Origin of the sequence: Enterococcus sp. 7F3_DIV0205 (genome assembly GCF_002141365.2) — a bacterium.
Classification (GTDB): Bacteria; Bacillota; Bacilli; order Lactobacillales; family Enterococcaceae; genus Enterococcus_L; species Enterococcus_L palustris.
The window spans coordinates 2,030,176-2,051,635 of the sequence record NZ_CP147244.1; the positions used below are offsets into that span (position 1 = coordinate 2,030,176).

The following is a 21,460-nucleotide window of genomic DNA, read 5'->3' on the forward strand; positions in this document are numbered from 1 at the left end:
ATTTCTTTAGTTTTTTACTAACTGAAGTGATTGTGCAAGGTGTTCTGAAAATAATGGATTTTCTGGATCGAGTTGAATCGCGCGCTCCATCGCAGTAATGGCCTCTTGATGCCGATTCAAACTACGAAGACTGTTGGCTTTATGAAAATAGAAATCAACTCGTTCAGGGTAGTCTTTCAACAAGTTATCCATCATTTTGACAGCTTCTTCATGACGACCTAATTCTCTTAAAAAATTAGATTTATGGTAGCGGTAAAAGAAGCTTTGATCTTCCTTGATTGCTTGATCATAAGTTTGTAATGCATTGTCTATATCTCCCATCATACGATAACTATTTCCGACATAGAAAGCAAATTGCTCACTTTTTTTCCAGCCTTTTTTATAATAAGAAATCGCTGTCGGATACTCTTTTAAGCGCTGATAGGTATAGCCAAGATAATACAGCACTTCTAAATCTGTTTGTTCTTGCGCCTCTAACACTTTTAACGCCTGTATTAACTCTCCTTTTCTTAGATACGTTCGTACCTCACGGAAAATCAATTCTTCGACTTCCTGTTTCTCCACAATCGCAATCAATGATTCGTTTCCTGTATCTTTGGCATAGTCAAGAGCATTTTTACCAGTACCGTCTGTTTGGATAACATCTGCTCGATGTTGAACCAACTCACGAATCACGTCTTGATATAAGAAGCCGCCGTCACCTAAAATTACCGCTTCTAACAACGCTGACCAACCTAAACGATTGACATGATTAACTGGCACTCCTGCAGCCAAACATAATTGGACCGTTCTTAAATAGCCTTTTTCACTTGATGGAAGCAAGGCTGTGCCGCCAAAGCGATTGACAGAAGCTAAATCGGCGCGTCCGGATTGAAGAATTTCGCTGACTATTTCGTCAAATCCATTCGCTGCAGCACAGATGAAAGGAGTAAGTTGTGTATTATCACGCTGGTTCACATCCGCCCCAAATGCTAGCAGCTCTTTAACTAGTATCAAATTATTCCTTTGGACTGCTAACATCAACGGAGATCGTCCAGCTTCATCCGTTAACGAAAGGTCACATCCTTCATTTAATAACTGTAAAACTTGTTCCTTTTGCTCAAGTTCTACTGCTTTTAGCAGTGACTTCGTTGCTTTTACTGTATCCATGATCGTTCTCCTTTCTTTTTTATAGTTGTTTACTAAAAGCAATGATTGCTTTTTCAAAAGCTTCCATTGGCGGATGAGTGATTCCAGCTCCGATCATGCCGATCCCCGCTTCTTTATGAGCGATTGCCGTATTGATGATCGGTAATGTGTTCGTTTGGATAACTTTTAAACTGTCGATCCCTGACGGAATTCCCATAAAGTCTAATGTTGGAATCGTGATATTCGGGTTTTCCGCGGTTGTGATTCCTTGCATTTCCATAGAAAAACGTAAGGCATCTTCGATTGTTCCCCCAACTAAAGCGACGATTGCAGGAGCTGCGGCCATTGCAAAACCACCGATTCCATATGTCTCTGTAATTGCACTATCGCCAATATCAAGACCTGCATCTTCTGGTTTATATCCTGCAAACATTGGCCCAATAACTTTTTGAGAAGGTCCAACAAACCAAGGGTTTCCTTCGATACCACTGATGTGAATACCAAATTCTGTTCCATTTCTAGCCATTGTCGTTACAACTGTGCTGTATGGAATACCCACCGCTGAATCCAAAGCTGCTTTACACATTGCCATCCAAGTCGGTCCTGAGAAATAATCACTGCTGGCAACAAAATCAAAGACTTCTTTCATCTCTTCGATGGAATGATCTGTTTGGATAATGTAAGGTGTTAGTGCTTGAATCAGTAATGTCGTTCCTGCGTTATTACGGTTATGGCATTCATCTCCCATATGCAATGCCTGAGCTAACATATGTTTCAAATCGATCCCTTCTGTACATAATTTCATCGCATCTCTTAAAATCGGACCAAAAACATCTCTCATCCAAATCAATCGTTCGATGACGCTCTCATCATTGGCACCCATTCGCAAAATTTTAGACATCTGCTCACTTAGATTCGTAAACGCTAAATTGCCATAAGTCTTATTTTCCACGATATGGACAAACATAGATGCAGACGTTACTCCTGCCATCGAACCGACACTTTGATGTTCGTGGCATGGTGAGAAGATGATTTCGCCAGAAGCCGCAACATTTTCGGCGTCATCTAAATCTTTAGCTAAGCCTTCAAAAACTAAGGCTCCTTTGACAGCCCCTCTCATCGGACCATTCATTCTATCCCAAGTGATCGGTGGTCCAGCATGTAAAATCGTATTTTTAGTCATTCCTGGCACAACATTGATTGCTTGATCATAACCGATCAATGAAATTTGTGAAGAAATGATTCGATGCACGGCTTCTTCATTGGCTTTTTTTATTTTTTCTAGATTTTCTGGTGTTTCGATTTTCTCTAGTGCTGCTAAAATAGCTGCTTTTCCTCGACCCGGAGGTGCCCAGTTTAAATAGGTCGCTTGTACTTGTTGTTCGATCAATTCCTCTTGAAACGACTCGATCCCAAGATCGATGATTACAGGTTCTTCTTTAAATAATTCAGTGATTTTGCTCATTGTTCTACTCCTTTCACAACAAATTCTCTTGCCAATAATCCAGCATTTTGACTGCTACTAGCATACGTTGCACCGATCGAGGTCAACTTTTCGACTTGTTCATTGATATTTTGTTTATCTAAATCTGTCCCTAACACGTATCCGATGATTTCAAGATGCCGACCTTCTGCTGCGGCTGTTTCTTTTGCTGCCTTCATTGCTGGTATCATTACACCAACAGGATCCAGATGAGCACCATAACCTAGTACAAAATCCATCAAGATCACGCCAACTGTTGGATCAGCTGCTTCTTCTTTAAAACGAGCAATTCGATTAGAAGGATCGATCATAGGATGTGGTTTGCCGTTGGTAAATTCATCTGCGCCAAAGTCGATAAAGGTATGTGCTTTACTGACATCACCGAAATGTAAAAGATGATCTTGGTCTGTTGCGATGTTGCTATACACATCTGAAAATCGTTCTTTTGCAGTAAACATCGCTTCATCACAAAGTGTTCCTCCAGTGAATAACCCGCGAATGTATTTTTGTTCTGGATTTAATTTTGCTCGAACTTCATCGATCAAAGGTAAGTTCAACGGATGAACATCTAAACTATTTTGATCGATTCCAGCCAAGGTCACCGCTCTTAAAGCCGCAGCTTTAGACATTTTTTCAAAGTAAATACCTGTCTCATTTTCTCTCACGTCGCTGCCGATAAACCAAATGACAATAGGTTTTTCAGCTTTTCTTACTCTTGTAAGAATTTTTTCTTCAACTACTTTTGCTGGTGGTTTTGAAATCAGAACGATCACTTTAGTGTCTTCATCAGCTTCTAAAGCATCAATGGCATCCAGCATCATTTTTCCACCTACAGCTTCACTAAGATCTCGTCCGCCTGTTCCGATCAATTGAGAAACACCTTCACCAAACTCATGAATTCGAACACTGATTTCTTGACTGCCTGTTCCAGAAGCACCAACAATACCTATACTTCCTTTTCGAACCTTATTGGCAAAACATAACCCAACATTGTTGATGATTGCCGTTCCGCAATCTGGTCCCATCATTAGTAGGCCTTTATCATGCGCTAAATCTTTTAATTCGATCTCATCTTCTACACTAACGTTGTCACTAAACATCATCACATGCAACTCATTATTCAAGGCTTTTCTCGCTTCACGAGCGGCATACTGACCGTTAACAGAAATCACGGCTATATTCGCTTCTGGGATAGCTTTCTTTGCCGTTTCAATCGTTGTATAGCTTTCCGTTGTTTGATTCGTTGTCTTTTCTTTTTTCTCAGTCATTAGCGTTTCGATTTTTTGGATCAATTCAACTGAATCATGTTCCTCGTTGGCATCTAAAGCGATAATTAGATCACTCGTTTGTGCTTGCGCAATTTCATCTGTATATAAGCCAACATTCTTCATCACTTCTTTGTTCATTTCGGTTGCCATTGCAATAATCGCTTGATCAACACCTGCTATCTGATTCGCTTTCGTTGATAAAGCCATTAACGATACCGAATCAATATAGGTATTAGGTTGAATTTTGATACTGATTGTCATATAGGTTCCTCCTTAATATAAAAGCGTAGCGGGCTCGTCCACACTCGACTGAAAAATAGGAAAAAATGATTGTGGCTAAAAGCGCCACCCTCATTTTTTATCTTTTTTCCGAGAGTGTAGCCCCTAAAGCTAGATAACACATAGCTCAACATCCTTATCAAACATTGGTACAGTTCATTACAAGTCCATCGTCAATTTTATTCCGGCCAACATCCCTGTCAGCATATCTCCGCCAGATGTTGATCCAATCGCTAAAACAGCTAACATTTTTGATTTCAAAGCATTTTCATCTTCTCCATAAAATAATTCATTTAAAAATGAACCGATCCGCTCTCGTGCTTCTCCCTTGATTGCCCAATCTAACGCGGAAAAACTAATAATATTCGTTCTTTTTTTCATCTCATTCCGACTGTTTATCAACCACTGTTTTAATGAATGATATGGATAATTAGTAGTGGTAAATATTAGCGCTAATCCGACTAGAAAATCATCACCAGACGGTGTTAATCCTGGACCTAAGCCGATCACTCGATTTAATTGCTTCATCGCTTGAAATAACTGTTTTTCTTTTAAATACGCCAATAGTTGCTCTGATTCTTTCAAAAGCATCGTATGGATCATTTGCTCGTATTTTGTCCTCTGAGTATTGTTTAATAAATAGCCGCCATGATTTTCGACTTGACTCAGCCATTCGTTAAGTTGCTCAACACGTATACGTATATTTGAATACTCTTGTTTCTTTGGAAAATTGATTGTGGGATAATGCCATTCTTTGGCATTCCGAGTATTGATAGCAGCGATCTCACCAATCACTAACTGCCCTTTTTGAGAGAAAACAGGTGTTTTTACAAGTAGCTTCGGCTGATTGGAAAACAATTCAGTTACCCTTAACGTATTGGGCGCATTGTCCAATTCTTCCGCCGCTATCGTGTATATTTCACCAGAATCACAAATTATATTTACAGTTCGGTTAAACACACTATGAATTACTCCTTCCCATTGCCTATTTTGAATCTCAAATAAAAAATTGCTAGAACCAGAAAGGGATTGGTACGTACGCATCTCACTCACTTCCTTACCTGCTTATCTTCTTTACACTATTCAATTTACATCAAGAAAGCCTTTTCATATACAGATAGAGTAGCCGAATATTTTCTTTTTCAGTTGTACACTTTAACTAATTACCGTATAGTTAAAGTGACGAAATTATAATTTAGAAAGATGGTGTATCCATGTTAACGGTCAAAAACTTCCTGCAGCTTTCTCCTTTCAAAACATTCCAATTAGTCGCTGGGGAAAAAGGCCTGGATAATAAGATCACGGGCGTAAACATTTTAGATAATCCCGATGCTTCTGACTGGTTGTCTGCAGGCGAACTACTAATTACCTCTGGGTATTTTTTTAGCGAAAATGCCGAAATCCAACGTCGTTTTATCCAACGTTTTAAAGAAATCAATTGTTCTGCGATTTGTATCAAACCACACATCTATCTAAAAGGAATTCCTGAATCCATGCGTAAATTAGCAGATGAACTTGGTTTACCTCTTATAGAAATTCCTTATGGAATCGCCTTTTCAAAGATCATGAATATTGTCATGGCCGAAATTTCTGGCCGAATGAATGAGTTGAACCAAGCGTCGTTGGATATTCATTCACAATTCTTTGAGATTTCTCTACATGGTGGCGGTATGAAAAAAATTGCTTCTGGTTTAGCGGAAATGGTCAATAATCCAGTTGTATTAGTAGATACTGACTGGTCAGTGACAGCTATCAGTGACAAAAAACAACCATTGATCCAAGAAATCATCAAAAAAAATGGAGATACCCTTACTTTTCCAATCCAAACAATTACAGACTTACCTACTAATTTTGAACGAATCCAAAAACCGATCACTCGCGCTCTTTCTTTTGAGGAACAGGAATACCCTTGCGTGATCATGCCTGTTTATTTTGATACGATCCACTATGGCTTTATTTTAGTTTATCTAATAGAACGTCCGCTGACAGACCTTGATTATGTTGCCTTAGAAAATGGTTCAATGGCCTTTGCATTAGAACAAATGCGGCTTTTAGAAATTGAACGAACGGAAAATAGAATTCGCCGTGATTTTTTCGATCAATTATTATCAGGTCAAATCAAAGACTTAGCGGCTTTGGCTACTTATGATACAACGATCGATCCAAACTTAAACTATACGGTTTTGATCCTTTCCATCCAAACAATTGGTCATACGTCAGATTCCTTAATGGAAAAGAAACAATCAGAAGATCGCTTAATGAAAAGCTTACTGTCGTCCCTGACAACTTATACATCCAATCGGTTTCCCCATCTCCATCTATTTAGCCGAAAAAATCAATTAGTAATACTATTAGGAACTGATCCTAAATTGAGCGCATTAAAAACACACAACGAAGTATCCGATACAGCAGAACGGATTCGGATACATTTAGAACAGCAAGGTCAATCGGAACGAGACATTTTCTGCACCATCGGTTCTACTTTACCCGTTCTTGAATTGTCTCAAAGCTTTGAAGAAGCAAAAAAGGTCATCCTACTATTAGAAGATGACGCAAAAGAAGAAAAAATTTATTTTTTTAATGATTTTTATTTTGATTCCTTTTTAGTTGATTCCATTTCAAAAGAACAAGGAAGAAAATTTTACACTCACTATTTAAGCACCTTGCTGACTTACGATCTGGAAAACAAGACCAGCTTCACGCCAACATTAAAAGCTTATCTAGCTCATCATTTAAATATCGCTACAACATCTAGAGCCTTATTTATTCATCGAAATACGTTGCTTTATCGGATTGAAAAGATCAAAGGACTACTATCAGTAGATTTGGAACAAGAGAAAAATACCTTTGCATTGCAATTAGCACTGAAATTATATGAATTACACCACTAAAAAAGTAGACTAGAACATAACTCAATGAGCTATGTTCTAGTCTACTTAAATATGGATAATAACTTCTATCTCATTTTTTATTCTTTAACTTATTATCTACCTACAATAAAAGTCAATTCACATTCACAAACTTTTTTATCTTCAACAAAAGCAGTTGCTTTCCCGATGCCGACATAATCTCTGATTTTTACAATTTCAAAATGCAACTTCAAGACATCTCCTGGAACAACTTTTTGACGGAATTTCGCTTTGTTGATTCCTCCGATGTACGCTGTTTCACCTTTAAATTGATCCATTTTCAAAATCAAGATCGAACCAACTTGTGCTAATGCTTCAATAATCAAAACACCTGGCATTGTTGGGTTTCCAGGGAAATGTCCTTGGAAAAATTCTTCATTGATCGTCACATTTTTTGTTGCAATAATTTTTTTATCCGTGATGATTTCATCCACATAGTCGATAAAGCAAATTGGGTAACGGTTTGGAATCATTTCCATAATTTCTGTTGCATTCATTAATCTTGTCATTGTTAGTTTTCCTCCCATTTCTTCATACAAATAACGCCATTGTGACCGCCAAAGCCGAATGAATTACTGATTGCATATTCTGCTTGTACGGAGCGTGAACCAGCTGTTACATAATCTAAATCACATTCAGGATCCTCTACTTTATATCCCACTGTTGGATGCACAACACCTTCTTGTAGTGTTTTCACACAAGCAATTGCTTCTATTCCACCAGCCGCACCTAAAAGGTGACCTGTCATACTCTTTGTACTTGAGATTGGAATATCGTGGGCACGTTCACCAAATACACGTTTTAATGCTGCTGTTTCAGCTGCATCATTGGCTGGTGTTGATGTACCGTGTGCATTAACATAACCTATCGCAGAGGCATCAATTGCCGCTTCTGCTAAAGCTAATTCAATTGCATCTGCTGCGCCGCTTCCATCTTTTAATGGCGCTGTCATATGACTAGCATCACAGTTACTACCGTAACCTACGATTTCACCTAGAATCGTTGCGCCACGTTTTTGAGCATGTTCAAGCTCTTCAAGCATCAACATGCCGGCACCTTCTCCCATCACAAAACCGTGTCGTTCTTTATCAAACGGAATCGACGCTCTCGTTGGATCTTCTGTTGTATTTAACGCGCTTAAAGCAGCAAAACCAGCAATTCCGATTTCACAAATCGTTGCTTCTGTTCCACCTGTAATCATCATATCAGCTAAACCGTACTTAATTGTACGGAAGGCTTCACCGATGGCATTTGTTGCAGATGCACAAGCGGTCACGATTGTTTGAGAAGGTCCTTTTGCACCTAATTTGATGGAAATATTTCCTGATGCCATATTCGCGATCACCATTGGTACAAAGAAAGGTGTTACTCGTTTAGCCCCTTTTTTATCCATCACTCTAACTTGATCTTGCAAGGTCGTCATACCGCCGATCCCACTACCTACAATCACACCAAAACGTTTTGGATCGATTGTATCTTGAGTTAAACCACTCATATTCCAAGCTTCCATTGCAGCAACTAAACCATACTGTGAAAATAGATCCATCCGCTTTTGTTCTTTCCGATCAAGAACCTCACTTGGATCAAACTCTTTCACTTCACCTGCAAGTGCCACACCTGTATCTTCAGAATCAAATTTAGTAATTTTAGCGATTCCTAATTTTCCATTAACTAAATTTTGCCAATACTCTTTTACAGTATTTCCTAAAGGAGTCACCGCTCCCATCCCTGTAATTACAACTCGTTTCATCGTGCACCTCCACTATTGTTTTGACTATCAAATTAAAAAAAACTTGCTTAAACACCACTTTTTTGTTTAAATTTAAGTAAAATAGTTTGACTTTCAAAGTATTTTAGTTAATAATTCAGACATCCGATAAAATGTCTGTATGGGTGTTGTTTATTTGTCAGAGAATTTTATTATCATTCTCACAACAGATAATACCAGTTGCAATTTTATCCGTCAACTTAAATAAAATTAGATATTTAGTTTTTATTAAGATCTGAGACACTTTTCACACACTAAAAATAATTTTAAAAGGGGAAAATCCATATGTTTCTAAAAAATAAAAAAGTCGTCGTAATGGGCGTAGCCAACAAAAGAAGTATTGCTTGGGGATGTGCCAAAGCATTAAAAGAGCAAGGCGCTGATATTATTTATACGTACCAAAACGAACGCATGAAAAAACAATTGTTAAAATTAGCAGAACCAACTGATTTACTTGTAGAATGCGATGTAGCCTCTGATGACTCAATTGCCCAAGCATTCCAAACAATCCAAGAAAAATACGACAAGATCGATGGTTTAGTGCATGCTATTGCCTTTGCTAACAAAGAAGAGTTAGATGGTAATGTAAGTGACATCAGCCGTTCAGGTTTCTTATTGGCTCAAGATATCAGCAGCTACTCACTTTTAGCTGTTGCACATCATGCAAAACCAATGCTGAATCCTGGTTCAGGAATTGTTACAATGACTTATCTAGGTTCTGAAAGAGCCATCCCGAACTATAACATGATGGGAATCGCTAAAGCTTCTTTAGAGACAGCTGTAAAATATTTAGCCTATGAATTTGCAGCAGACAAAATCCGTGTGAACGGTATTTCAGCTGGTGCTATCAAAACACTGGCAGTAACTGGTGTGAAAGATTACGATCAATTGATTAAAATCTCAGAAGGCCGTACACCAGATAAAGCAGGGGTTACGATCGAAGAAGTAGGCAATACTTGCGCGTTTTTAGTTAGTGAACTAGCTGCTGGTATTGTCGGAGATATTATTTACGTTGATAAAGGCGTTCATCTTACTTAAAAAAGAAACTGAGAGAAAATTAAAAAAGTTTTCTCTCAGCCTCATCTTTTTATTTAAATACTGTTTTCTATATCCATCTTTGAATGTAACCACGATTGACTCTTAACATCAATTGTAAGTCAAAATAATAATAAGGCAATTGCTGATTCATCGTGATTACCAGAGAGCTCAATAAATGTGTTGCGATCAAAGTTACGATCAGCTGTAACCAACTATTCGTAAAAAATTCATAGCTGTGCACTAAATTTGCTGTCCACAAAATACATAATGGATGAATAAAGAAATAGTATTTCCCTAAATCTCTCAACCGTTTTACATCGATCTTCTCTTCCACCTTTATAAATAAACTCCAACAGAAAAGGCAACTAGTAAACGGAACAAGCATCCAAAGAAAATTCTTATCGATTCCAACATTAGAATATACGATAATTCCTTCTCCTACTAAAAGACCCCCAGTCAGTACGACCAACAATCCTAAGTATTTTTGATAACTGATCACTTTTTCCCGATGATCCCATAAGAAAAAACCAAGTGCTACAAAAATCAATGCGAAAAACAAACCATTTCGAGTAGTAATAAACATACTCATATACTGATCAAAAAAAGCTTTCAACTGCCCATTCCCGATATAAGCATAGTAGGTTTCTAACGAGCCAAAAGCGTACATCAGCGTAGCTACACTGAACAAAACAAGATATCCTGTTTTTTTGAGCAGCCACTGGACACAAACGATTCCAAACATCGCTGCTGGGATGTACCAAAGATGATAATAGGTGCCCGTATAAAGCAACCCCGCCACTAGAGCCACTGGATACAATCCTGGGCTAAGAGAATAGTTTTCTTGAATCCACATAAACCCAACTGGTAAATAGATCAGGCTCCAAAATAAATACGATTTTGCTAACGACTTTAGATACTGTTTTATGTAATTAGCTGATTGATTCTGCCCTCTTCTAACAAAATAACTCGTTGAAATTAAAAAAAAGGGAACCGCAAATCGACATAAAACATTCTTAAATAAATAATTGATTGCAGGATCTTGAAAAACTCTTTCACAATGAAAGCAAATAACTAAAATCGCCGCTGCATATTTAACTAAATCAATTCCCTTTGTATTTATCTGTTTTTCTTTTACTAATCTGTTGATACTTTCCATCCCCATACCAATACCCACTTCCCATTTCAGTCCTCTTAACTTTTATTATAGCAAAGCAGCTTTTTTAATTTATCGGTACTAAGACTGATATTTTGATACTCCTTTAGTAACCACATCTACTTTCGATGATTCTGTCTTAAAATAAAAAATAGAAACATCGTCAAGATTTTCCCCTGTCGAATGTCTCTATACTCTCTAATCAAATCGAATGGTTCGATACCAAGAAATAGTTCCTTCTTCTCGATATTTGTCGAGTTGAAAACCTGCCATTGTAAAACCTGCCAACGCAATAATTAAGCCAATAACCGTTAAACCAACGCCAATTCTAATCAGTATTTTTTTATTTGTCATAATAATAACTCCTTCACTCGAATCAGATGAAGTACTTTGTTTGAGAACTTTCTTGATATGTTGATAAAATAGTTTGCCATGTTGATTGTTGCTATGCCACTAAGTATAGCTAGACCTAATACCATGACACCAAAACCTAACTGAGTGACCGCCACATGAATACCATCTTGCATTGCAAAGATACTCGCAAACATACTAAATACTGAAGCAACTAAACCTACTACCGCAAAAACTCCAGTCGAAAAAGGCAGACACCAAATAACAATATAGGCAGATAGAATCATGGCGATCAGTGCTATTAAAAGACTACCCCATAATGGAAAACCTAAAATCAATAATACAACAATCAACGGACTAACCTTTTTCCGTGGTTGAAAGTCTCCCTCTTCAAAAGCATCTTCCAAAATTTTACTAGCTATGACCGATGGCTTTCCTAATTTTTCCACTGCCTCTTCTTCACTCGCACCATCTTCTAGATAATCCTCGATCAGTTCATCATAATAGTGAATAAATTGGCTTTTTTCTACTTCATCTAAGCGAATCAGCCCTTCTTTTAATTGATACAAAAATTCCTGCTTATTCATTTTGCTCCCCCATTTCAATAAAATGATACACTTTCATGACTTCGTCCCATTCTTGAATAAATGTTTTTATTTTCTCTCTACCAACATCTGTGATTCGGTAATATTTTCTTAAACGACTATTATGCTCCATTGAATATGTCTCTAATTCTTCTTTTGTTTCTAAACGCTTTAAGATAGGATACAATGTTGATTCTGAAATTGTTATCACGTTTGATAAATCTTTGATGATTTGATAACCGTAGGAATCAGATTTCTTTAAAATAGCTAAAATACAGTATTCTAACAAACCTTTTTTTAATTGAGAATCCATATTATACCTCCTGACACGTATTACTATACATTACGTAGTATTATGCGTCAAGGAGTATATTCTAAAAAAAGAGAACGGCCTCTACCGTTCTCTTACTCTTATACTATTTGCAATAACTAACAGTGAATAAACAATTATTATTCAGCTGTTCCATAAAACAATGGGATATTTTCTGCATCATCACGGATTGCTTCAACAGCTTCTTCTTCATTTTCTAGATCTAATGCTTTTTGAAAGGGTTGCTCTACATTGATTTGTACTGAAGTAAACATCTCGTGATGCCAAATTGCATGTGCGACAGTTAAAGACTCTACCCATAAATGGTAGTTTTGATCTTTTGTCACAAGATCGATCAATGTCACAAAATCCCCCCCGATATTTCGGAAATATTTTCCAAATCCCAAGTTGATTTCTACTATATCCTGTAAGGAAAATAGAGCAATGGATTGCTCTATAGGAATATTGACTGCCAATTTAAATTTTCCAATTTGATCGATTGAAACTGTTTTGTCCACAAAACTACATAAACAGTTTGCATACCCCATCATTTTTGAAAAAGTTGCTTTAGGATAAATCTCTTCCTCGATTTTTATAAAGGTATTCACTCGTTTTCCTTCTAAAAATAGCGGTTGAACATCTTGAACGTAGGCACTGTAGAATGCTGTACCATTTTTTGCTTCTCTTTTTTGATTCATGTGGCTTTGCCTTCTTTCTTTTCCTAAGAACAATCCTCTAAAGAAACCAGTCTTTTTACGGCCTAATAGAACATCCACACTGATATTGAAATACTCAGAAAGTCTCACAACATTCTCCAAATCTGGAAGACTTTTTCCTAGCTCCCATTTGGATATTGTTTGGCGTGAAATGTTCAAGTAGTCTGCTAATTCCTGTTGGGAGATTTCTTGTTCTTGACGGAATTTTTTAATTTGTTTACCAATTTCTACAGTCACTATAAGCCACTCCTATTCTGACGTCTATCCTTTTTGCCGCACAAATGCGTTGCTCTCATTTATTATACAATAAAGCTCTGTGCAACGATACGTTGCTTGTTGATTTAACTGCTTTTCTGTACAAAAAATGCTGCAACATCCACTTTTAGTTCATGAATGTTGCAGCTTTTTTTTTAATTTGAATCAGATATAACTATTTATTATTCAGTTGTTTCCCTAATTGAAATTGTGTGAGCTGCATTTCAATACCGATTCTGTGAAGCTCAGTATATTCAAATGTGGTCATATCAACATTGCTTAATTTGATAGTTTTAACATCCTCATGTTTTTTCAATGCAAGTAAACTATCGGTTATCCATGATCGATCATTTTGGTTAAGGCAATGTAATTGTTTGATAATCAACACTTTACCGTCAGATTCTTCCACTAAATTAAAACTAATTGATCCAATTTTCGTTTCATCTTGATAGATAGCGTAATTTCTATCTGAAAAGATAGAACGATTTTGCCAAGGAGTCCATTGATTTTCAGTTCTCGCTTGTTCTTGTGGTGAAATAGTTTTAAAATGACATTCATTTGCTCCGCTGGATTCCATTGGTAAAACCATAGTACCAACGGCTAACTCGTTCACAAGTTGAAATCCTTTTGCTTCATACAGTTTTTTAGCTCGTTCGTTAGTAGCAATCACTTCAAGCATCAGATTATCGCATTGATTTTCCATTGCCAGGTTTTCTGCATACTCGATTAATTTAGAAGCCACTTTATTTCTGCGATAAGGAGGACTCACGGCCATTCCACCGATCCACATTATTTTGGTTTGCTTAAAGGTTTGAATCCCTAAAAGAATGATACCAGCGAATTCCCCTTCCATCGAGAATACAGCTGAAAGTCTTTTTGAGAGTTTCAACGACTGGATTCTTTGTTCTAAGGCTTCTTGATCGATATGGATCGGTACTAGATAATCGCTAAATCCTTGATTCCAGGTTTCTACTACTTGTTGAAAATCGGCCTCATTTATAGATATAAACATGATGGTTCTCCCTCCATTTTTGACTCTATTTCTTTAACTATAAACGAATTTAAGAATATTCATAGTTTTTTAGAAACAATGATGTTATCAATAGTCAAAAATGTCTTAAATCCTTCTAGATTACTTAAACAAACTTCGTTTCCCTCTACATTCATACAAGTTGTTTCTAAAAAAATCGTCACAACTAAGTTTTCCAGCTTTTGCATGAGTTTGGCTCTTTTGGGAGATGCTAAACAATCTGAAAGAATTTCATCTGAACGTTCTATAAGAGTAACTTCTTTTCCTTGCTTGGCTAAATCAATGGCCATCATGCATTCTGAAACACTGCTGCCTATAATTAAAATCCGTTGATCCAACTGCTGTTCTGTCACTTCACGTTTCACAACAGGAAGCTGATACAAATGACATTCTTTATATCCTGTAAAGCTCATTTTAAGCTCACCTCATTGTCTAATAAGATGTTTATCCGCGACAGTATAAACATGATCAGCAACTGGCGAATAAAACTGTTCATCATTTGAAATCAATAAGACACTGCCTCTAAATGCTTTGATAGCCTCTTGAAGCGCTTTTCTTGAATCCACATCTAAATGATTGGTCGGTTCATCTAAAATCAGGAAATTACTTGGCTGCATGGTTAAATCACATAGCTTCACTTTTGATTGTTCCCCACCGCTTAGCATGTACAAATTTTTTGAAGCAATTTCGCGTTTCAAACCGCATTTTGCCAATTCTCGTCGAACGTCTTCATAAGTAAGTTTCGTGTATTTATTCGCCAACGCTTCGATCGGTGTCCACTCAGTATTTTCCCATTCAATTTCTTGTGAATGATAGCCTACAACGACTTGAGGTGAAAATTGAGCTTTTCCAGAAATTGCTGGTATCATTGAAAGAAGTGTTTTCACCAATGTTGTTTTTCCTAAACCATCTGCGCCAGTAATGACTATCTTCTCCCCTTTTTTGATTTGCAGATCACGTACAGTCAGCAAGGGTTCTTTGTAGCCAACAGTAAGTTCATCGATCGTCATCACATTAGGAGAACTTTGCGGCATTAGTTTAAAGGAGAAATTCGATTTGACTTTCTTTTCAGGTTCTTTCAAACGATCCATCTTTTCTAAATGCTTTCTGCGGCCTTGCGCCATTTTTGTTTTGATACCTGCTATATTCTTTTGAATAAACGCTTCGGTTTCTTTGATTTTTCGTTGTTGCGCTTCAAATTGACTTTGGTAAGCTTCTGCTAGATGTGCTTTTTGTTTTAAGAAATCTGTATAGTTACTGTGATATTTTTTGATCGAACCAAAATCAATATCACAGATGCAGGTTGCGATACTGCTTAAAAAGTCAGTATCGTGGGAAACTATGATAAAGGCATTTTCAAAAGCATTTAAGTACTCTGTCAGCCATTCAATATGTTCTTGATCTAAATAGTTCGTTGGTTCATCTAAGATCAAGACTGATGGTTTTTCTAGTAGTAATTTGGCTAAGATAACCTTGATTTGGTCGCCACGATTCAATTCACTCAATGTTTGGTCTGCGTCACCGTCACTGATTCCGAGACCTGTGATCGCTTTGCTGATATCATTTTCAACTTGATACAAGCCTTTGATCTCTAGTTGTTCTTGATAAGTTGCAGCTCTTGCCAGTAATTGGTCGTCGCCTGTTTCTCCATATGTTTCGTAAAGTTTCAGCATCTCTTTTTCTGTGTCGAATAATTCTTGATACGCTGATCTTAAAAATTCATTGATCGTAAGAGATTGATCCATATCTACATATTGATCTAAATAGCCTAATGTAGCTGCTGGATTCCACGTAATCGACCCTTCATCTGGCAATACATTGCCTAACAACATCTTCAATAAGGTACTTTTACCAGCGCCGTTTTTCCCAACAATCCCCATATGCTCTTTGCTTCTTAATGTGAACGAACTGTTTTCGTAAAGCTGTTTATCTGGTACTGCGTAGCTTAAATCTTTGACTTGTAATAATTCCATTCTATTTTCCTCTTTCATGTGGTTTCGTTTATTTTTACTAAAGAACATACAAAAAAGACCCATAGACAAAATGTCTAGGGCCTTTTAATCTATATATCCTTCAGTAAATAAGCAAACTAAAAACATAGCAACCATGTGCTATTTTTTTAATATGCTTGATTTACTGATGAATAAGAAAAGCTCTTCGCTTTTCGATTAAGCTCCATACAACACTTCATCAAAAATAAGTTGTAGGGAGCTAAGAGTTGAAATATATAATACGTACATTTGAAACACCTTCCTCAGGTGTTACTCTACCATTTTGAAAAAAAATAGTCAAATCCAGCAATAGTTGACAATTCTCTTCAATTGCTCTACAAAGCTGATTTTTTCCTTTACTTAGGCAATACCTACTGCAGCAAAGAGAATGGAAATGACAATTACACCAACAAGTAAAGTCGTTGTTTTCACTTTTTTACCTAACAACCAATAAATGATCAAGAAGAACAAAGCAGGGAAAAAACCTAACATGATTTGATCTACATATTCTTGTAAAGGTGCTGCTATCTTTCCACTTCCAACTTTAGCAGTTAATTCAAAAACCACATTTGAAGCTGTCATTCCGCCAATGACCATCAGTCCTAAAATGGAGGCTGCATTGGTCACCTTTTCAATAATGCCACTATCGCCAACATCACTGAAGAATTTTGCCCCAAGTTTAAAACCTTTGTCCAAACAAATATACCTTAAAATAAAGTGGGGAACATTGATGATCAATAAAAATGCGATTGGACCAAAAATATTGCCTTCTTTCGCTAAAGAAATCGCGACACCTGATGCAATAACTTTTAATGTCCCCCAGAAAAAAGAATCTCCGATCCCAGACATCGGCCCCATTAGGCTTGATTTCACCGCGTTGATACTCGCTGGATTGAACTTGTGATTTTTTTTATTCTCTTCTTCCATTGCACCAGAAATTCCAAAAAGGAGTGTTGAGATATGAGGGGTAACAGACATAAATTCTAAATGACGCTCTAGCGCTTCTTTTCGTTCCTCAGGTGTTTTATATAGCCTGCGAATAATCGGAGCCATCGCAAAGGCATAAGCCAAATTTTGCATTCGTTCATAGTTCCAAGAAGAATCCAATGTCAATGAACGGAAGAAAACAGACCAAAAATCTCGTTTAGTAATGACTGAATCAGGTGAAATCGTCTTTATTTTTTCTTTAGAATTCGTTGTCATCTACATACGCCTCCTTCGGTTGGTTATTACTGAAATTCATATAGATCAACACAACGACGATACCAAATAATGCAATTCCGACAATTGAGATTTTTAAATATGCCGCTAATAGAAAACCTAACAAAAGAAACGCAATCATTTTTTTCGTCAGCATCATTCGAGCAAGCATGGCAAAACCGATAGCAGGAATAATTCCAGCAGCTATATCTAGTCCATGCGTTACAAATTCAGGTACATAAGAAAGAACTTTTTCAATAAATGGAACACCTAGATAAAAGCCTAGTGCTACAATCAAAGCTAATAAGATTTTATTGCCGATACCTGCGATTATTTGAATCCTTTCAACACCTTTGATATTCCCTTTGCTGGCTTCTTTGTCTGCTAAATGACTTGCCCCAGTTAGTAGGAATGTCATTTGAAGATTGTCGATCAACAGAACTAAGGTTGCAATCGGGACCGCTAAAACAACAGCACTAGACACAGATTGTCCACTCATGATCACATAGGCCGTTGCAATGATCGTGCCTGAAACAAAATCAGGTGGGTTACTAGCGCCTACCGGAAATGCCCCCATAAAGACGAGTTCTAAAGTTGCCCCTAACTTGATCCCCGCTTCAATATCACCTAAAGCTAAGCCCACTAGCGGTGCTACCACAATTGGGCGATTCCACATTGTTGACCCAAACCAACTATGCAGATAAGCAAATAAAGCAATGATAAACATCAAAAATACTCTCATAAACGTGACTTCCATGTTTTTTCCCCCTCAGTATTTTCGCCCTTTTACGATAACAACTTTTCGATAGCCACAGCAGGATCATCTGGTACTAGTTGAACCGTTAATTTCTTACCATCTGCAATCAATTCCTTGATTCTTTCGTTATCTTGTTCAGATAAATGAACAGCTTTCGAGACTTGTTTACGATCTGCTCCATTTTTCATTCCACCTAAGTTGATTTCTTGAATCGTTGGTACTTTTTTCACCAACTGATACATGTCTTCCACTGACTCACATAAAATAAATAATTTATATTTATCCGTCACACCAGAATTTAACGCTTTCGCTGAGTCCTCGATCGTTTTCATTACTAATTTGACGCCTGAAGGTTTTGCCATTTTCATAGCACTCATTTTCAAATCATCGCTCACTAAATCATCACTGGCAATCAAGATACAGTCTGCATCTAAAAATTTTGTCCAAGTAAATCCAACTTGCCCATGAATCAATCGATGGTCTACACGTAACATTTTAATCATTTAGCTCACTCCTCAATTCTTTTATCACACGCATAAAATCTGCCACATGTTCTGCACTGACATCACCCGTATCTTTTCTAGTATCTTTAAAATAGCTGCCTACAATGGCCGCATCACAAATTTCTAGTTGCTCTTTTGCATTTCCAGTTGTTACTCCAGCTGCGACAATTAGAGGGAAATCAGGTAACTCTTTACGGAATAGTTCGATTTTTGCCATAGACGTTTCTTCTCCTGTAGCATTTTCTGTCACCGCAATCGCGTCACAACGTTCTGTAGCGAGTTGTAAATCTTCCTCTACTGTATTTTCAGATAACATAGGTTGATACTTGAAACGAACACCACCAATCAATTTGGCTTTGCACGTACCTCGATATAAATCAAAGAATGCCTTAAGGGAAACTTCATCTCGAGGTTTCACATGACCTACGACTGAATCGATTTGCATAAAGTCTAGGTCATATTTATTCGCAAGATAAAATCCAAGTGAATCGACATTTAAAACATTGACGCCAATTGGGATCGTCAAGTCTAATGATTTGATGTATTGGATAGCCACTTCTAATTGCTCATAATTTCCGTAGTAATTTTCCATCAAAATACCGTCAACATTATTTTCTACATAGATATTGATTTCTCTTTTTGCTCGCTCTAAAACCTCTTCATCTGTAATCCCTTTCAAATGAATAACCCCAATAATTGGTTTTTTTTCGTTAAATAGTGCTAAAAATTCATCTTTTTGACTCATCATACATCCTCCTTAAAACTCTTCATTTTCTAGTTTTTCAATCGTGACACGGCGAATCCCTTGTTGGGCGTTCACAATGATTTCTTCAAGCTCTTCATCCGTTAATTTACTTGGTCCAGCTAAAAGAAGCTCTAGTGCTAAGTTCAAATTCACCCCTGCCAATAATCTGACATGCTCAAAAGAAGTCGTCTCTAACAATGCATTGACAACACTTGCACCAAATAAATCACCTAAAATAATATATTCATCTTCGTCATTTAAAGAAAGCTCTTTCATTAATTTCTGGGCAAAATCTGCTGCACTTGCACCTGGATATAAGCTAAAGGTCTCGATCTCTTTAGCACTGTCTCCAGCAATCATTTCTAAAGAATGTTTCAATCCTTTAGAAAAATCGCCGTGAGTCGCAATATAAATTTTTCTCATGTGGTTCACCTCAGTTATTTATTTGTTATAAGAGCGGATCGCTACTTTATATACCTCACTTCTAATATATTGTTCATTGAAATAAAGAATCTGATTTTCATTGTCAATGACCGTTTGATGAATCTTAACTAATGGTTCTTCTTCGTCAATGGTCAGACCAGCAGCTATTTTTTCATCTGCCAACGCAATTTCAATAATATTGTCAAAATAAGCTGCAATCAAACCGCCATGATTTCGTAAAACATCCAATAATGATTCATCAGTCAAATTCAAATCCAGCATGAAATCAAAATCGTGTCTAAAATAATCGATTTCAAAAATTGCAGGTAATCCATCCAATGAGCGAATCCGTTCTATAGCAATGATCGTCTCCCCTTTTTCGATTCCTAAAGCTTGCGCAACATGTCCGCTTGCTGGTTTTTTTTCGATAGAAATCACTTTTGTACCAGGTTTTTTCTGCATTTGGAGACCAGATTCTGTAAAGCTACCGCCAGCTGTCATACTTTCCACATAAGCAGGCATCGAGACAAACGTTCCTTTTCCATGTCTTTTCACTAAAACATTCTCATCGACTAACTGCTTGATCGCATTTCGAACAGTGACACGGCTTACACCATAGATTCCCATTAATTGTTCTTCAGAAGGAATCTTGTCACCGACTTTGTATTCACCAGTTTTCACCTTGGACAGTAATGATTCATATAACTGCTTATATAACGGTGCTAATGCTTTAGATTCTAATTTTTCCATTTCCCCGCTCCTTTTAATACGTCTTAATACGTCTTATAATAAAGCGTTTTCCAAAAGTTGTCAATAGTTTTTTAGGCGTTCTTTTTTTAGGATAAAACAAAGTACGAAATAATTCTCCAGAAGGTTCAGCTTGACAGACTGTTTATGATTATTTCCAAACTTCCACTTATAGATATATAATAAGGACAACTAAACAGACCCATCAAGGAGGTTATTATGACTACATTACCAAATATCGGAAAGCCTGCCACAAATGCACTTAAATCAGTTGGGATTACAACGCTTGAACAAGTCAGTACACTGAAAAAAACTACGCTATTAAAGATGCACGGTGTGGGACCCAAAGCAATCAGCATCTTGGAAAAAGCCTTAACTGATCACCATTTAACCTTTCAAGAACAGTCAGTTAATGATCACCTTCCACAAACAGAGTTTGCAGTTATCTGCTCGTTAAATTGTGACAATGCACCAAAAAGAAGAATGATTCGAGATTATTTGCTTGCGGCAGCCTCTGGAAATCAGTCATTGTTAGAGTCGTTGCTTTCTGATTCGTTTCGATGGATTGTACCAGGTGAACCGCCCTTAGAAGATAAAGCAGCATTTATTAAAGCTGTACTCAAAGAAAAAAAAGAACTTAGTACCTTAGAAATCCAGTCTATATTAACCCACGGAAAAGAAGGTTCAGCTCATGGGATTCTTACAACCAAAACAGGGAATAAAATCTATTTTTCAGATATCATACGATTTAAAAGTAATCAAAAAGATGCACCCATTTCTGAAATCACTTCTTTTGTGATCCAGTAAGATTTTGCACACCAG

The 21,460-nt window shown here is 37.1% G+C and carries 23 protein-coding genes; 3 read left to right on the plus strand and 20 right to left on the minus strand.

Annotation, left to right across the window (positions count from 1 at the left end):
• Positions 1-6 precede the first annotated feature (6 nt).
• The 4 genes from A5821_RS09680 to A5821_RS09695 form a co-directional block, all read right to left on the minus strand.
• Positions 7-1,149 carry an ankyrin repeat domain-containing protein gene (locus A5821_RS09680; RefSeq protein ID WP_086314375.1) on the minus strand — a complete coding sequence of 381 codons (1,143 nt, stop codon included), beginning with the start codon at positions 1,147-1,149 and terminating at the stop codon, positions 7-9.
• Positions 1,150-1,168: 19 nt separating this feature from the next.
• Entirely contained in the window at positions 1,169-2,593 is a 1,425-nt protein-coding gene (locus A5821_RS09685) for a DUF1116 domain-containing protein (protein WP_086314376.1), read from the minus strand.
• The gene (gene fdrA, locus A5821_RS09690; RefSeq protein ID WP_086314377.1) at positions 2,590-4,140 is read right to left on the minus strand and encodes an acyl-CoA synthetase FdrA; all 1,551 of its coding nucleotides are present in this window, start codon (positions 4,138-4,140) and stop codon (positions 2,590-2,592) included. Before fdrA ends, A5821_RS09685 begins: the two co-directional genes overlap by 4 nt.
• 177 nt (positions 4,141-4,317) lie before the next feature.
• Positions 4,318-5,202 (minus strand): DUF2877 domain-containing protein, encoded by an 885-nt coding sequence (locus A5821_RS09695; RefSeq protein WP_086314378.1) that lies wholly within the window; start codon positions 5,200-5,202, stop codon positions 4,318-4,320.
• A 170-nt stretch (positions 5,203-5,372) separates the two neighbouring features.
• On the opposite strand from A5821_RS09695, the gene A5821_RS09700 reads away from it, so the two are divergent.
• Positions 5,373-7,049, plus strand: a complete 1,677-nt coding sequence (locus A5821_RS09700; protein ID WP_086314379.1) for a PucR family transcriptional regulator — start codon at positions 5,373-5,375, stop codon at positions 7,047-7,049.
• Positions 7,050-7,141: 92 nt separating this feature from the next.
• On the opposite strand, the gene fabZ is transcribed toward A5821_RS09700, so the two are convergent.
• Positions 7,142-7,576: a 3-hydroxyacyl-ACP dehydratase FabZ gene (fabZ, locus tag A5821_RS09705; protein ID WP_010762460.1), complete on the minus strand. Its 435-nt coding sequence runs from the start codon at positions 7,574-7,576 to the stop codon at positions 7,142-7,144.
• A 2-nt stretch (positions 7,577-7,578) separates the two neighbouring features.
• Positions 7,579-8,817 carry a beta-ketoacyl-ACP synthase II gene (fabF, locus tag A5821_RS09710; RefSeq protein ID WP_086314380.1) on the minus strand — a complete coding sequence of 413 codons (1,239 nt, stop codon included), beginning with the start codon at positions 8,815-8,817 and terminating at the stop codon, positions 7,579-7,581.
• Positions 8,818-9,120: 303 nt separating this feature from the next.
• On the opposite strand from fabF, the gene fabI reads away from it, so the two are divergent.
• Positions 9,121-9,873, plus strand: coding sequence for an enoyl-ACP reductase FabI (gene fabI, locus A5821_RS09715; RefSeq protein ID WP_086314381.1), 753 nt, complete (start codon positions 9,121-9,123; stop codon positions 9,871-9,873).
• A 67-nt stretch (positions 9,874-9,940) separates the two neighbouring features.
• Here the strand turns inward: fabI and A5821_RS09720 are convergent, their stop codons facing one another.
• From A5821_RS09720 to A5821_RS09785, 14 genes are all read right to left on the minus strand, one after another.
• Complete coding sequence (locus tag A5821_RS09720) at positions 9,941-11,035, minus strand: acyltransferase family protein (protein WP_086314382.1); 1,095 nt, start codon at positions 11,033-11,035, stop codon at positions 9,941-9,943.
• 189 nt (positions 11,036-11,224) lie between these two features.
• The gene (locus A5821_RS09725) at positions 11,225-11,380 is read right to left on the minus strand and encodes a hypothetical protein (RefSeq protein WP_170923010.1); all 156 of its coding nucleotides are present in this window, start codon (positions 11,378-11,380) and stop codon (positions 11,225-11,227) included.
• Complete coding sequence (locus tag A5821_RS09730; RefSeq protein ID WP_086314383.1) at positions 11,377-11,964, minus strand: DUF1700 domain-containing protein; 588 nt, start codon at positions 11,962-11,964, stop codon at positions 11,377-11,379. Before A5821_RS09730 ends, A5821_RS09725 begins: the two co-directional genes overlap by 4 nt.
• On the minus strand, positions 11,957-12,274 hold the full coding sequence (locus tag A5821_RS09735) for a PadR family transcriptional regulator (RefSeq protein ID WP_086314384.1): 318 nt from the start codon (positions 12,272-12,274) through the stop codon (positions 11,957-11,959). The genes A5821_RS09730 and A5821_RS09735 overlap by 8 nt, the downstream gene beginning before the upstream one ends.
• 137 nt (positions 12,275-12,411) lie before the next feature.
• Complete coding sequence (locus A5821_RS09740; RefSeq protein ID WP_086314385.1) at positions 12,412-13,224, minus strand: helix-turn-helix transcriptional regulator; 813 nt, start codon at positions 13,222-13,224, stop codon at positions 12,412-12,414.
• A gap of 193 nt (positions 13,225-13,417) precedes the next feature.
• Complete coding sequence (locus tag A5821_RS09745; protein ID WP_086314386.1) at positions 13,418-14,254, minus strand: GNAT family N-acetyltransferase; 837 nt, start codon at positions 14,252-14,254, stop codon at positions 13,418-13,420.
• A gap of 59 nt (positions 14,255-14,313) precedes the next feature.
• Complete coding sequence (locus A5821_RS09750; protein ID WP_086314387.1) at positions 14,314-14,685, minus strand: FAD-dependent oxidoreductase; 372 nt, start codon at positions 14,683-14,685, stop codon at positions 14,314-14,316.
• A gap of 12 nt (positions 14,686-14,697) precedes the next feature.
• Positions 14,698-16,245 carry an ABC-F family ATP-binding cassette domain-containing protein gene (locus A5821_RS09755; RefSeq protein WP_086314388.1) on the minus strand — a complete coding sequence of 516 codons (1,548 nt, stop codon included), beginning with the start codon at positions 16,243-16,245 and terminating at the stop codon, positions 14,698-14,700.
• Between the two features lie 378 nt (positions 16,246-16,623).
• The gene (locus A5821_RS09760) at positions 16,624-17,466 is read right to left on the minus strand and encodes a PTS system mannose/fructose/sorbose family transporter subunit IID (RefSeq protein ID WP_086314389.1); all 843 of its coding nucleotides are present in this window, start codon (positions 17,464-17,466) and stop codon (positions 16,624-16,626) included.
• A complete protein-coding gene (locus A5821_RS09765) occupies positions 17,450-18,220 on the minus strand; it encodes a PTS mannose/fructose/sorbose/N-acetylgalactosamine transporter subunit IIC (RefSeq protein WP_071879278.1) in 771 nt (256 codons plus the stop codon). Before A5821_RS09765 ends, A5821_RS09760 begins: the two co-directional genes overlap by 17 nt.
• A 29-nt stretch (positions 18,221-18,249) precedes the next feature.
• Positions 18,250-18,723 (minus strand): PTS sugar transporter subunit IIB, encoded by a 474-nt coding sequence (locus A5821_RS09770; RefSeq protein ID WP_086314390.1) that lies wholly within the window; start codon positions 18,721-18,723, stop codon positions 18,250-18,252.
• Positions 18,716-19,468, minus strand: a complete 753-nt coding sequence (locus A5821_RS09775; RefSeq protein ID WP_086314391.1) for a BtpA/SgcQ family protein — start codon at positions 19,466-19,468, stop codon at positions 18,716-18,718. Before A5821_RS09775 ends, A5821_RS09770 begins: the two co-directional genes overlap by 8 nt.
• 12 nt (positions 19,469-19,480) lie before the next feature.
• Positions 19,481-19,891 carry a PTS sugar transporter subunit IIA gene (locus tag A5821_RS09780; RefSeq protein WP_086314392.1) on the minus strand — a complete coding sequence of 137 codons (411 nt, stop codon included), beginning with the start codon at positions 19,889-19,891 and terminating at the stop codon, positions 19,481-19,483.
• Between the two features lie 18 nt (positions 19,892-19,909).
• A complete protein-coding gene (locus A5821_RS09785) occupies positions 19,910-20,641 on the minus strand; it encodes a GntR family transcriptional regulator (protein WP_086314393.1) in 732 nt (243 codons plus the stop codon).
• Positions 20,642-20,857: 216 nt separating this feature from the next.
• Here A5821_RS09785 and A5821_RS09790 point away from each other — a divergent pair, with 216 nt between their 5' ends.
• On the plus strand, positions 20,858-21,445 hold the full coding sequence (locus A5821_RS09790; protein WP_086314394.1) for a DNA-binding protein: 588 nt from the start codon (positions 20,858-20,860) through the stop codon (positions 21,443-21,445).
• The last annotated feature ends 15 nt before the right edge of the window (positions 21,446-21,460 follow it).